Genomic DNA, 12,910 nt, shown 5'->3' on the forward strand with positions numbered 1-12,910 from the left:
GGTGGGGGGCGCCGGGGGGGGCCGGGGTCTCGCCGGCGCCGCGGGGGTCCGCGGCGGGCGCCCCGCGGGGGCGTCGCCGTCCGTCGGGGGGGCACCGCGCGGGCCCCCACGGACGTGTCCCTCGCCGGTACCCCGCCGATGCGGGAAGGGGGCACGGAGCGGCCCGCTAGGGTCGGGGCATGGCTACTCCCGACTTCATCCGCACCCTGCGTGCCTCCGCCGGACAGCAGCTGCTGTGGCTGCCCGGAGTCACCGCTCTCGTCTTCGACGACCGGGGCCGCGTGCTGTTGAACCGGCGGGCCGACACCGGCGGGTGGTCGGTGATCGGCGGCATCCCGGACCCGGGTGAGCAGCCCGCCGTGTGCGCGGTGCGGGAGGTCGAGGAGGAGACCGCGGTGCGGTGCGTCGTCGAGCGGGTCGTGCTGGTGCAGGCGCTGTCCCCGGTCACGTACGGCAACGGCGACACCTGCCAGTTCATGGACATCACCTTCCGCTGCCGTGCGGTGGGCGGCGAGGCACGGGTCAACGACGACGAGTCGCTGGACGTGGGCTGGTTCGAGCCGGACGCGCTGCCGGAGCTGAACGACTTCGCCCGCTTCCGCGTCAAGCAGGCCATGTCGGACGCCCCCACATGGTTCGACACCACTGGAATCGGCTGAATTATGTGGGGCGGGCACATGGGGTGGCGGCCGGACGCCGCCTAGGGTCGACGCATGACGGTGTTGTCCACAGGCCTGACGGGGCGGCCGGGGGATGAGGAATCCTGTGTCCATGTCCCGTGATCACGTGCAGTCCGCCGAGCGGCCCCGCCCCGCGCCCGGCCCGGACCCCGCGGCCCGGACCGACACCGTGGACGGCTCCGGCGCCCGTACCGACACCGGCGTGGCCGACACCGGCGCGGCCGGCAGCGCCCGTACCGGGACCGGCGCAGCCGACAGCGGTGGTACCGGGCCGGCCGGGCGGGCCGCGGCCGCCCCCGAGCCGGCCGTCGCCGAGACGCCGTTCCTGGAGCTGCTCGCCCGGGGCGCGTCCGCCGACGCCTACGAGCAGCCGGTGCTCCTCGCCCGCGCCGAGGGCCGGCCCGCCGAGCGGATCGCCGCGCTGGAGGAGGCCAAGCTGCTCGCCCTGCGCGTCCGCTCCGAGCTGGAGGGGCGGCGCCGCCGGGAGGCCGAGCTGTCCGCGCTGTTCGAGACCGCCCACGACCTCGCCGGTCTGCGCGACCTGGACGCCGTCCTGCAGGCCATCGTGCAGCGCGCCCGCTCCCTGCTCGGCACCGACGTCGCCTACCTCAGCCTGAACGACACGGCCCGCGGCGACACCTACATGCGGGTCACCGAGGGCTCCGTCGCGGCGCGCTTCCAGCAGCTGCGGCTCGGCATGGGTGAAGGACTCGGCGGCCTGGTGGCGCAGACCGCCCGCCCGTACGTCACCGACGACTACTTCCGCGACGACCGCTTCCAGCACACCGTCCCCATCGACACGGGCGTGCGCGACGAAGGGCTCGTGGCCATCCTGGGCGTGCCTCTGATGCTCGGGAACACCGTCATCGGTGTGCTCTTCGCCGCCGACCGGAGGGCCCGGGTCTTCGAGCGGGAGCAGATCGCGCTGCTCGGCTCCTTCGCCGCCCTGGCCGCGGCGGCCATCGACACCGCCAACCTGCTCGCCGAGACCCGGTCCGCCCTCGCCGGACTGGAGCGCGCCAACGAGATCATCCGCGACCGCAGCGGCGTCATCGAGCGCGCCTCCGACGTCCACGACCGGCTCGCCGAACTCGTCCTGCGCGGCGGCGGGGTGCACGACGTGGCGGCCGCCGTCGCCGAGGTCCTGGACGGCACCGTCGAGTTCACCGAGGCCGCCGCCGCGCCCGCCCGCGCCCTGCAGTCCTCCCGCGCCGAGGGCCACGCCGTCCCGCACGGCGACGACTGGATCGCCGCCGTGGCCGCGGGCGGCGAGCTCCTCGGTGCGCTCGTGCTGCGCGGGCAGCCCGGCCTCGACCCCGTCGACCAGCGCACCCTGGAACGGGCGGCCATGGTGACCTCCCTGCTGCTGCTGGCCCGGCGGTCCGCCGCGGAGGCGGAGCAGCGCGTCCGCGGCGAACTGCTCGACGACCTGCTCGACGCCCGGGACCGCGACCCGCGCCTGCTGCGCGAACGCGCGAGCCGGCTGAACGCCGACCTCGACGCCACCTACGCCGTGCTCGCCACCCGTCTGGAGACCGGCACCGCCGACGCCGACCAGGAGGCCGACGCCCGGCGGCGCCTGTGGGCCGCGGCCTCGCACCTCGCGGCGACCGGGGAGGGTCTCGCCGCCGCCCGCGACGGCGGCACGGTCCTGCTGCTGCCCCTCGCCCCCGGCGACACCGCCACCGGCCTGGCCCGCCGCGCCGCCCGCCAGCTCGGCACCGCCGTCCAGGAACCGGTCACCGTCGGCGCCTCCGCCCCCGTCGAGCACCTCACCGCCCGCCCCGACACCGTCGCGGCGGCCTACGCCGAGGCCCGGCGCTGCCTCGACGCCCTGCGCCTGCTCGGCCGCGCGGGCGACGGCGCCGCCGCCGAGGACTTCGGCTTCCTCGGCCTGCTCCTCGCCGGGGACCGCGACGTCGGCGGCTTCGTCGAACGCACCATCGGCCGGGTCATGGCGTACGACGAACGCCGCGGCACCGAACTGCTGCGCACCCTCGACGCGTACTTCGCCTGCGGCATGAGCCCCGCCCGCACCAAGGACGAACTCCACGTCCACGTCAACACCGTCGCCCAACGCCTGGAGCGCGTCGGCCGGCTCCTCGGTGACGACTGGCAGGACCCCGGCCGGGCCCTGGAGATACAACTCGCACTGCGCCTGCGCCGGCTGGCGGGACGGACGCCCCCGGTCGCGGAGTGACCCCGCGCGGGGCCGGTCCGGTGCGGCCGGACGTGCGGGGGGAGTGTGAGGGGCGGGGAATCGGATAAACGCGGGGGATGAGCAGCTACCCCGAAAGGATCAGGTCGAGCGACGGCGGTTTCCCCTCGACGGTCTCCCCGCGCGACCCGTCGGCCCGCGTCGGCACGGGCACGGCCCCGATGCAGCCCCGGCGGGACGGCGAGGGCAGCCTGGCGCACGTGGTCGAGACCCTGCTGGACAAGGGACTCGTGCTGAACGCCGACATCATGGTCTCGGTGGCCGGGGTGGAGCTGCTGGGCATCCGGCTGCGCGCGGCGCTGGCCTCGTTCGAGACGGCGGCCCGCTACGGCCTGGAGTTCCCCTCCGGCACGGACACGGAGACGGCCGCCTGGCGCGAGACGCGGGAGGAGAAGGAGTCCTGCCCGGCGTGCGGGAAACGCGCCCCGCTGGAGCAGTTGCTGAACCAGTGGTGCCCCTGGTGCGGATGGCGCAGCGCCCAGGCCCAGGCACGGGCGGCGGACGAGGCCGGGCCCGCCGGGGTGACCGGGGGCCGGGACACCGCCGCCGCCCTGCAGGAGGGCCGGGCCACCGGGGCGGCCCAGGAGCCTGCCGCCGAGGAGCCCGCCGCCGAGGAGCCCGCCGCCCAGGAGCCCGCCGCCCAGGAGCCTGCCGCCGAGGAGCCCGCCGCCGGGGAGGCGCAGCGACGTGACGGCTGAACGGCCCCCCATGCGGCCCACCAGGGACCCGCGCGTGACCCTGGACGACCTGGTGGAGGTGCTTCTCGACAAGGGAGCGGTCCTGCACCTGGACCTCATCGTCGCCGTGGCCGACATCCCGTTGATCGGTGTCTCCCTCCGGGCGGCCGTCGCCGGGATGGAGACGATGCTGGAGCACGGCATGATGCGCCACTGGGACGAGGCCACCCGCGCCTGGGCCGAGCGGTCCGTCGCCCGCCGCGCCCTGGACCTGCGGGAGGGGGAGGGCGTCCTGCACCGCACGAGCGGCGGCCACCTGCTGACCGGCGGCGTCTACCACGGCTGGCGGCACGGCACCGTCTACGTCACCGACCAGCGTCTCGTCGTGCTGCGGGCCGAGCCGCGGGAGGTCCTCTGGCAGACCGAGCTGTCGGACGTGTGCGCCGTGCGGATGACGCCGGAACGCACGGTCGGCGGCGAGGAACGCCTCCGCCTGGAGCTGACCCTGGCCGGCGGAGGCCGGGAACTGCTGTCCGCCCGGGAGCCGGAGGCGCTGCACGACTTGCTCACCCGGGCCCGGGCCGGCCGCCCCGTCCCCTCCCTCCCCTTCGGGCACGCCCCCGCCGACGAGGAGGAGGCGGCGCTCGCCGAGGGACACCTGTGGTACGCGGAGCCGCGCCGCTCCGGCCCGCTGTGGCGGGGCGGACGGGCCCGGCTGACCGCCGGCCGGCTGGTGTGGAAGTCCCCGGTGGACTCCCGGCCGGCCCTGGTGCTGCGCACGGCCGACCTCACCGAGGTGCGGCGGGTGCCCGGCTCCGGCCCCGCCGGGGAGGGCTGCGTCCTCGCGCTGCGCACCGCCACGGGCGACGAGGTGCGGCTCGCCGCCGACGACCCGGCCGCCTGGGTCCGGCGGCTGGACGCGGCCCGGCCGGTGGCGGCGGCCGGATGAACGCCGAACGCGGCCGGACGGGCACGAGGGCCGCCGGCCGGAAGCACGAGCAGGACAGGGGAGGACCGACATGCCGTTGACCGTCGACGAGAACAGCCTCAAACAGGGAGTGCTGTCCCTGGTGGTGACCCTGGTGGAGGTCATCCAGGAGGCACTGGACCGCCAGGCGCTGCGCCGCATGAACGGCGGCGACCTGACCCCGGAGGAGTCCGAACGGCTGGCGGACGCCCTGCTGGAACTGGACGAGGCGCTGGAACAGATCAAGGAGGACCACGGCATCGTCTCCTCGGTGGCCGACCTGCACCGCGGGCTGGACGAGGTGGTCGACGACGTGGTGGACAAGCTGATCAACCCCCGGCGCTGGGCGGAGGAGGCACACGGATGACCGAGCACACCGCGCTCTACGTGTACGCGCTGGTCCCCGACCGCCCCGGCGCCGCCGACGGCGTGACCGGGCTGGACGGCCGCCCGCTGCGGCTGGCCGCCGTGCCCGGCACCGGCGTCGCCGCGCTGGTCCACGACGCCGCCCCCACCCCGTTCGAGGGCGGTGACGACGAGGTGCGGCGCTGGGTGGCGGAGCAGAGCGAGGCGGTCACCGCCGTCTGGGAACGCACCGGCAGCGTGCTGCCGATGACCTTCAACGTGCTGGTCGTGGGTGACCCGGCGGCCGGCCGCGGCGCCGAGGAGCGTCTCGCGGACTGGGTGTCGGAGCAGGAGCCCGCCGTCGGCGAGCAGCTGGAGGAGCTGGCGGGCAGGTGCGAGCTGCGGGTGGAGATCACCCTGGACCGCGCGGCCGCAGCGGGCGACGGCCCGCAGCCCGCCTCGGAGGCGGCGGACGAGGTGTTGTCGCCGGGCATGCGCAGGCTGCTGGCCAAGCAGCGGGAGCGGGCGGCCCGCGACGCGGCCGGGCAGCTCGCCGACACGCTGCACGCCGAGGTCCGGCAGCGCCTGCTGTCCGTCGCCGAGGACCTCCGCGACCGCGGGCCCACCGGGCGGGCCGACGGCGAGACCGCCGTCCTGTCCGCCGCCCTGCTGGTCCGCCGGGAGGACATCGAGGCCGTCGGCGCCGTCCTCAGCGACCTCGGCGCCCGGCAGCCGGCCGTCCGGATCCGCTTCCTCGGTCCCTGGCCGCCGTTCTCCTTCACCGACGGCCGCCACCGCGCGCACGCCGGACAGGCGGCGCCCTGACACGGCCGCGGTCCCGCCCGGGGCGAGTGCCCTTTGTCACGGTGTCGAGCCGCGTCCGCGGCCGGCCGGAAGGCCGGACGTCAGCGCGGCGGGGGGTCCGCCGGCCCCCCGGGCGGCGGTGCGGCGGACGCGGGCTTCACCGGGAATCGCTGCCGGCCGCTCCCTGACGTACGGCCGCCTCCGCGTCCTCCGTGAGGGGGAGATGCGCGGCGGTGCCGGTGATGTCGAACAGGCGCCGCACCGCGTCGTGGAACGGGCCCGCCACCGCCAGCCTGCGGCCGGCGGCCGTGTACCGCGCATGGGCCTCCAGCAGGAGGTTCAGCAGGCTGGAGTCGGCGAACCGGATGCGGGACAGGTCCACGACCGTGACCGGTGCGCTCGCCTCCCAGGCCCGGTCCATCCCCTCCTCGAGCGCCTCGACCGTGTCGACGTCGATCTCGCCCGCCACCTCGAGAACGAACGCCTGTGCGCCCTCCCGCACCGTCACCATGTGCTCGTTGCTCATGCCCGCACTCTGCCACCCTCCCGCGTCCACCCCCAAAGGTTCCCTCCGCCTGCCGCGTGAATCCTCGTCGCGCCGGGGTCCCTTCCGGCCGCGGGGACCGGCTTGCGCGGGCGCCCCGAGGTGAGGAAAGGTGGCAGCGCCAAGCATCCGAGGAAGGGAAGGTGAACGGCCGCACCCGTCGGCCGGCTCATGACCACGCTTCCCGACGACCTCGGCACCGGCCCCGCGACCCAGGCCGGCCGCCCGGCGGCCGCCCCCTTCCCCGTCGTCGTCCTGGACGCGTCCGGGCACGTCGTGGACGTCAACATCCCCGCGGCGGCCCTGCTGCCGGACGCCCGTCCCGGGGAGCCCCTCGCCGCCCCGGCCTGGCTCGCCGAGGCGCACCGCGCCCCGGGTGCCGCCACCCCGAGCGGTCCGGTGGGCGAACGCTTCTTCGCCGCCACGGCGTCCCCGCTCGACGGCGGCCTGACCGCCTGGTGGCTGCAGGACGAGACCGTGGAGCGCACGCTGACCGCCGAACTGGAGGCGGAACGCCGGCGCGCCCGCTTCCTGGCCGAGGCGTCCAGTGCCCTGCTCGCGTCGCTGAACCTGGAGCGGTGCATGGAGGTCACCGCCCGGCTGGCGGCCGAGCACCTGGCCGACGCGGCCGTGGTGATCGCGCAGACCGGTGCCCGCCGGCTGCCCGTGGTCGTCCGGGACCAGCGGGGCCGGGTCACCCGGAGCTCCGTGGCCGCCGCTCCCGAGTCGGTGCCCGGCCTGGACGAGGCGCTGCAGGGCTTCCCGCCGGTGCCCCCGCGCTGGATCGACCCCGCCACCGCCCCCGCCTGGCTGATTCCCGAGGAGTTCGGGCCGGTCGGTGCGATGGCGGTCACCCCGCTGCCCGGGCACGGCCTGTCCGCCGGTGCGCTGATCCTGCTGCGGCGTGCCCGGCACGCGGCGTTCGACGCGTCGGAGGCCGAGTTCGCCGGGCTGTTCGCCGCCCGGGCCGGAGCGGCCATGTCGGCCGCGCGGCTGTACGCCGAGCAGAACCAGGTCGCCGACACCCTGATGCGCGCCCTCCTGCCGCCCACCCTGCGGCACGTCGAGGGCACGGAATTCGCCGGGGGCTACCGCGCGAGCGTCGACACCGACCGCGTCGGCGGCGACTTCTACGACGTCCACCCGCCCGGCGAGGACTGCGCGGAGACGCTCGCCGTCCTGGGCGACGTGGCCGGCAAGGGCCTCGACGCGGCCGTGATCACCGGCCGCATCCGGAGCACCCTGCACGCGCTGCGGCCGATGGCGGACGACCACGGCCGGATGCTGCGCCTGCTGAACAACGCGATGCGCAGCGAGGGCGGCCGGGTGCGGTTCGCCACCCTCGTCCTGGCCTCCGCCCACCGCGAGGGCAGCGCCGTGGCGCTGCGCCTGACGTCCGCGGGTCACCCGCCGCCGCTGATCGTGCGGCGGGACGGCACCGTCGAGGAGGCCGACACCGGGGGCACCCTGATCGGCGTCCTCCCGGAGATCACCTCCCGCACCGCGCACGTCCGGCTGGCGCCCGGCGAGACGTGCCTGCTGTACACGGACGGTGTCACCGAGGCCAAGGGCGGCCCGCTCGGTGACGTCCAGTTCGGGGAGGACCGCCTCAAGCGGGCCCTGGCCGAGTGCGGTGGTCTGCCCGCGGCGGCCGTGGTGGAGCGCGTCCAGATGCTCACGGACGCCTGGATCGGCGGCGGCCGGCACGACGACATCGCCGTCCTGGCCATCACCGCGCCCCGCGGGGGAGTCCCGGGTGATGTGGACACCGCGACCCGGGGCAGTCGTACGGTATGACGGTCACACCTTCAGCCTCGCGCAGTGACGGGCCCGCCCACGGCATCGGCGCCCGTCTGGCCCCCGCCACCGGTGACGCACGCGCCGGGCAGTGGGCCGAGAAGCTCTGGCAGGCCGCTCTCGCGGCGGACGAGTACGAGGCCGCCGACGTGGTGACCGGGGCGCTCGACGCCGGACTGGACGCGGAGACGGTCCTCCTGGAGGTCATCGGCGCCGTCCAGCACCGGGTGGGCCTGGAGTGGGCCGCCAACCGCATCGGCGTGGCCGACGAGCACGCCGCGACCGCCATCAGCGACCGGGTCGTCGCCCTCCTGCCCGTGCCCCGCCCCGACCCCGCACGCGGCCGGGTGACGGTCGCCTGCGTGGACAAGGAGTGGCACGCCCTGCCCGCCCGGCTGCTCGCCGAGACCCTGCGGCTGCGCGGCCGGCAGGTCGGCTACCTCGGCGCGCAGGTCCCCACCGCGCACCTGGTCCGGCAGATCCACCGCACCGGATCGTCCGTGGTGTGCCTGTCGGCCGCCCTGTCCACCCGGCTGCCCGTCGCCCACGCGGCGATCACCGCGGTGCAGGCGACCGGGGTCCCCGTCATGGTCGGCGGCCTCGGCTTCGGCGTCGACGGCCGCTACGCCCGGCTGCTCGGCGCCGACGCGTGGGCGCCGGACGCCCGCGCCGCGGCCGACCGGCTGGAGGCCGGGCCGCTGCCCGCACCCCGGCCGCCCCACCAGGCCGTCGACGACCTGCCGCACCTCGCGGACCAGGAATACACCATGGTCACCCGCGCCGCGCACGGCCTGGTGCGCGGCACGATGGAACGCCTGGAACAGCGGTTCCCCCCGATGCGCGACTACGACCAGGACCAGCGCGAGCGCACCGCCGAGGACCTCGCCCACATCGTCGACTTCCTGACCGCCGCCCTCTACGTCGACGACCCCGGCATCCTCACCGGCTTCCTCACCTGGACCGCCGAGATCCTCGCGGCCCGGGGCGTGCCGGCCCGCTCCCTGCCGCCCGCCCTGGACGCCCTGGAGGAGCAGCTGCGGGACTTCCCCCGGACCCGCTCCCTCCTCGACGCCGGACGGGCCGCCCTCGCCTCCGCCGGCTGACCGCCGACGGCGCACGAGCACCCGGACCGCCCCGGAATTCCCGGCGGGGCAGGCCGCTACTGTGGCCCCGTCACCGAAGATCACGGAAGGACGGAACACATGGCGGACATCGTGGAGACGGCGGCGCGGAAGGTCTTCGACCGCTACGACCTGGACGGGGACGGCCAGGTCACCGCGGAGGAGTACCGGCAGGTGGTGGCCGAGCTGGAGGGCTCGCAGATCACCGAGGCCCAGGCCCGCGAGCTGATCGCCTCCCTCGACACCGACGGCGACGGCCGGATGTCCTTCGAGGAGTTCTGGGCGGCCATGAACCGCTGACCCGGCTGCCCGCCCTGGCGGTGCCGGTCGCGGGCGCCGCGGGAGCGCCCCGGCGCGTCCGCAGGGCCCCTCCCGTGGACCCGGGCCCCTCTCGTGGACCCGGGCCCCTCTCGTGGACCCGGGCCCCGGCCGTGGACCCGGGCCCCTCCCGTGGACCCGGGCCCCGGCCGTGGACCCGGGCCCCTCCCGTGGACCCGGGCCCCGGCCCCGGACCCGGGTCCACCGCCGGGGCCCGGCCACCGCTCTGACGGACCGTCGCCTGCCGCCCGGACGCCCGCCGCACACCGAGCCCACCTGGGCGATCACCGGTGGCGGGGCGGTATCGCCGCTCATAGCTTCGGCTCATGACCAAACGACACCTCACCTACCTCGCCTGCACCGCCGCGATCGTGGCCTCGGGCCTGGCCGCCGCACCGTCGGCGGACCACCGCTCCGTGCACCGGGTGACCCCCGGCCAGTCCATCCAGAAGGCCGTCGACGCGGCCGAGCCCGGCGACACGGTCCTCATCGCGCCCGGCACCTACAAGGAGAGCGTCAGCATCACCGTCTCCGACGTGACCCTGCGCGGCTCCGGAGCGGGACGCACCGTACTGGTCCCGGGCACCGGCAAGGACGCCTGCGCCGAGGCCGGCAACGGCATCTGCATCACCGGCACCGACAAGGAACCCCTCGAGGACGTCTCCGTACGCTCGTTGACCCTGCGCGGCTACGAGAAGAACGGCCTGTGGGCCACCCGCACCGAGAAGCTGGAGGTGCGCGGCGTGACCTCCGAGAAGAACGGACAGTGGGGCATCGCCGAGGAGCGCTCGGTGCGCAGCCTGCTCAGCCACAACGTGGCCCGGGACAACGGCGACGCCGGGCTGTTCGTGTCCAACACCATCGACACCGAGGAAGGCGCCCGCGACGCGGACGGCACCGTGATCCGCGACAACCGCATGCTCGGCAACCGCATCGGCGTCACCGTGCGGCGCCTGCGCAACCTCAGCGTCGAACGCAACGAGGCCACCGGCAACTGTGCCGCCGTCTTCGTCGTGGGCGACGAGTCCACGCCGCGCGCCGGCGACCTGAGCGTCACCCGCAACCACATCCACGCCAACAACAAGCACTGCGCCGCCACGCCCCGGCTGCCCTTCCTCCAGGGCTCGGGCATCGTCCTCACCGGCGCCGAGGACACCGTGGTGGCCCGCAACCGGGTCGAGAACAACCAGGGCACCTCCCCGCTGTCCGGCGGCATCGTGCTGTTCAAGAGCTTCGTCGGCGCCGTCAACGAACGCAACGACATCCGCGACAACCTGGTGACCGGCAACAGCCCGGCCGACCTCGCCAACCGCGACACGGCCACCACCAACACGTTCCGCGGCAACACCTGCACCCTCTCCGAGCCCGCCGGCATGTGCTGACCCGGCCCTGCTCGCCCCCCACCCCCCATCACAGCATCAGCAGAAGCGAGGCAACGGATGACCACCGTTGATCCGGCTCCCCCGCCGCCCATGCGGCTGAGGGAGCTCGTTTTCGGGGCGGCCTGCGCCGCCGCCGTACGCGCGGCCGTGCGCCTGGGCGTGCCCGACGCGCTGGACGACACCCCCCTGACCGTCGACGACCTGGCCGAGGCGGTGAAGGCCCCGCCCCACACCCTGCGCCGCCTGCTGCGGGCGCTCACCTGCCAGGGTGTCTTCACCGAGCGGCCCGACGGCACCTTCGCGCACACCGACATGTCCCGCCTGCTGCGCGAGGACGACCCCCACAGCCTGCGCTACATCGCCCTGTGGTGCACCGAACCGTGGACCTGGAACGTCTGGCCGCAGCTCGACGAGGCCGTGCGCTCCGGACGCAACGTCTTCGAGGACGTCTACGACGAGGAGTTCTTCACCTACCTCAACGAGTCGGCCCCCGAGTCCGCGCACGTCTTCAACCGCGCCATGACGACCTCCAGCGAGCAGTCCGCGCGGGACGTCGCCCGGCTGCTCGACCTGACCGGCGTGGCCTCCGTGGTGGACATCGGCGGCGGCCAGGGCCACGTGCTGGCCAGCCTGCTGGAGAAGCACCCCCACCTGCACGGCACCCTGCTGGACCTGCCGGGCGTCGTGGAGAACGCGGACCCGCGGCTGCGCGGGGGCGGCTCCCTGGCCGACCGGGTCACGGTCGTCCCCGGCGACTGCCGCGAGGACATCCCCGTCCAGGCCGACGTGTACATCATCAAGAACGTCCTGGAATGGGACGACGACAGCACCCGCAGGGCCCTGGCCAACATCCGCCGGGCGGCACGGTCCGGGGCCCGGGTCGTCGTCATCGAAAATCTCGTCGACGACACCCCCTCCATGCGGTTCACCACCGCGATGGACCTGCTGCTGCTCCTCAACGTCGGCGGCGCCAAGCACACCCGGCAGAGCATGACCGACCGGCTGACCGGCGCCGGCCTCGTCATCGGCGACGTCAGCCCCGTCAACGCCTACCTGCACGCCTTCGACTGCACCGTCCCCTAGACGCAATGACGGGGCGACGGGCCGGCCCGTCGCCCCGCACACATGAGGCCGCCGGCTCCGCGACCGACGCGGAGCCGGCGGCCTCGGGACGTTCCCGGCCCGCTACGAGCCGGTGCGCTCCCAGCGGTAGAAGCACTCCGCCATGGCGTCCTTCGGGCTGCGCCACGTCGCCGGGTCGTACGGGCTGACGTACGCCTCCAACTGCTCGCTGATGCTGCGGAACTCGGGATGACCGGCCACCTTCGCGATGGCGGGCGCCGGGTCCTGCTCGGACTCGATGAGGTGCAGGTACACGTCGTCGCCGAACTGGAACAGGCGCCGCCGGCTCACCCCGACCAGGTGGGGCAGTTCCCCCTGGTCGGAGGCGGCGAAGACATCGGCGATCCGCGTCGCCGAACCGGGAGCCATCCGGGCGACGATCAGGGCGTGGTGCATCGGTGCTGTCCTTCCTGGACCTTGGACCGTCCCGGACTTCCCGGACCGGTGTCTCAGCGGGTGGACGCGACGGACGCGCCGTCCCGCTCCCGGGCGGCCTGCTCGATCCGGTCCCGGATGAGCGCCATCTGGGTGCGCGAGTTGCGGTTGATGTTGTCCGTCATCCAGGCGTCGTCGACCGGGGCGTCGGGCTTCATCGCGAAGTCCTGCGTCCAGCGCATCTGCACGCCGCCCGGCAGCTGTGCGTACTCCCACAGGATGTCCATGTGGGCGAACGGGCCCGTCTCGACCCGGCGGGCCCGCACCGTCCGTGCCGCGCGGTCCGGGGTGCGCTCCGACACCCAGCTCCACACCTTCCCGTTGTCGTCCGGGTGCATGGTCAGGCGGAACGTCGTCGTGTCGCCCTCGCGCGAGAGCACCTCGACGGAGGCGTACTCGCTGAACAGGTCCGGCCAGTTCTCGAGGTCGTTGGTCATCTCCCAGACGAGGTCGAAGGGAGCGTCGATGGTGATGCTGTTCTCGGTGTGTCCTGCCACTTT

At 75.1% G+C, this 12,910-nt stretch carries 14 protein-coding genes; 11 read left to right on the forward strand and 3 right to left on the reverse strand.

The annotated features are described in order from the left end of the window. The first annotated feature begins 179 nt into the window (after positions 1 to 179). The 6 genes from ACIRPP_RS01345 to ACIRPP_RS01370 all read left to right on the forward strand — a co-directional run bounded on the left by ACIRPP_RS01345 (position 180) and on the right by ACIRPP_RS01370 (position 5,712). Complete coding sequence (locus ACIRPP_RS01345) at positions 180 to 659, forward strand: NUDIX domain-containing protein (protein ID WP_164339094.1); 480 nt, start codon at positions 180 to 182, stop codon at positions 657 to 659. Between the two features lie 112 nt (positions 660 to 771). Further along, entirely contained in the window at positions 772 to 2,880 is a 2,109-nt protein-coding gene (locus ACIRPP_RS01350) for a helix-turn-helix domain-containing protein (RefSeq protein ID WP_403636910.1), read from the forward strand. A 77-nt stretch (positions 2,881 to 2,957) separates the two neighbouring features. Then, entirely contained in the window at positions 2,958 to 3,596 is a 639-nt protein-coding gene (locus tag ACIRPP_RS01355; protein ID WP_403636912.1) for a gas vesicle protein, read from the forward strand. 34 nt (positions 3,597 to 3,630) lie between these two features. After that, positions 3,631 to 4,524, forward strand: coding sequence for a gas vesicle protein (locus ACIRPP_RS01360; RefSeq protein ID WP_403636913.1), 894 nt, complete (start codon positions 3,631 to 3,633; stop codon positions 4,522 to 4,524). 70 nt (positions 4,525 to 4,594) lie between these two features. Then, positions 4,595 to 4,909, forward strand: coding sequence for a gas vesicle protein K (locus tag ACIRPP_RS01365; protein ID WP_164335082.1), 315 nt, complete (start codon positions 4,595 to 4,597; stop codon positions 4,907 to 4,909). After that, positions 4,906 to 5,712, forward strand: coding sequence for a GvpL/GvpF family gas vesicle protein (locus tag ACIRPP_RS01370; protein ID WP_403636915.1), 807 nt, complete (start codon positions 4,906 to 4,908; stop codon positions 5,710 to 5,712). The genes ACIRPP_RS01365 and ACIRPP_RS01370 overlap by 4 nt, the downstream gene beginning before the upstream one ends. Positions 5,713 to 5,848: 136 nt before the next feature. On the opposite strand, the gene ACIRPP_RS01375 is transcribed toward ACIRPP_RS01370, so the two are convergent. Next, positions 5,849 to 6,217 (reverse strand): STAS domain-containing protein, encoded by a 369-nt coding sequence (locus ACIRPP_RS01375; protein WP_403636917.1) that lies wholly within the window; start codon positions 6,215 to 6,217, stop codon positions 5,849 to 5,851. Positions 6,218 to 6,406: 189 nt separating this feature from the next. Here ACIRPP_RS01375 and ACIRPP_RS01380 point away from each other — a divergent pair, with 189 nt between their 5' ends. The 5 genes from ACIRPP_RS01380 to ACIRPP_RS01400 all read left to right on the forward strand — a co-directional run bounded on the left by ACIRPP_RS01380 (position 6,407) and on the right by ACIRPP_RS01400 (position 11,936). After that, positions 6,407 to 8,032: a PP2C family protein-serine/threonine phosphatase gene (locus tag ACIRPP_RS01380; protein ID WP_403636918.1), complete on the forward strand. Its 1,626-nt coding sequence runs from the start codon at positions 6,407 to 6,409 to the stop codon at positions 8,030 to 8,032. After that, positions 8,029 to 9,135, forward strand: coding sequence for a B12-binding domain-containing protein (locus ACIRPP_RS01385; protein WP_403636920.1), 1,107 nt, complete (start codon positions 8,029 to 8,031; stop codon positions 9,133 to 9,135). Before ACIRPP_RS01380 ends, ACIRPP_RS01385 begins: the two co-directional genes overlap by 4 nt. Before the next feature lie 99 nt (positions 9,136 to 9,234). Next, positions 9,235 to 9,453, forward strand: coding sequence for an EF-hand domain-containing protein (locus tag ACIRPP_RS01390; RefSeq protein WP_403636921.1), 219 nt, complete (start codon positions 9,235 to 9,237; stop codon positions 9,451 to 9,453). Between the two features lie 344 nt (positions 9,454 to 9,797). After that, on the forward strand, positions 9,798 to 10,853 hold the full coding sequence (locus ACIRPP_RS01395) for a nitrous oxide reductase family maturation protein NosD (protein ID WP_403636922.1): 1,056 nt from the start codon (positions 9,798 to 9,800) through the stop codon (positions 10,851 to 10,853). A gap of 57 nt (positions 10,854 to 10,910) precedes the next feature. Next, complete coding sequence (locus ACIRPP_RS01400; RefSeq protein WP_403636923.1) at positions 10,911 to 11,936, forward strand: methyltransferase; 1,026 nt, start codon at positions 10,911 to 10,913, stop codon at positions 11,934 to 11,936. A 102-nt stretch (positions 11,937 to 12,038) separates the two neighbouring features. On the opposite strand, the gene ACIRPP_RS01405 is transcribed toward ACIRPP_RS01400, so the two are convergent. Next, on the reverse strand, positions 12,039 to 12,371 hold the full coding sequence (locus ACIRPP_RS01405; protein WP_403636924.1) for a TcmI family type II polyketide cyclase: 333 nt from the start codon (positions 12,369 to 12,371) through the stop codon (positions 12,039 to 12,041). A gap of 53 nt (positions 12,372 to 12,424) precedes the next feature. Beyond that, positions 12,425 to 12,907 carry an SRPBCC family protein gene (locus ACIRPP_RS01410; protein ID WP_403636925.1) on the reverse strand — a complete coding sequence of 161 codons (483 nt, stop codon included), beginning with the start codon at positions 12,905 to 12,907 and terminating at the stop codon, positions 12,425 to 12,427. Positions 12,908 to 12,910 lie beyond the last annotated feature (3 nt).

The sequence above is a fragment of the Streptomyces sp. NPDC101219 genome (assembly GCF_044767675.1).
Taxonomy (GTDB): domain Bacteria; phylum Actinomycetota; class Actinomycetes; order Streptomycetales; family Streptomycetaceae; genus Streptomyces.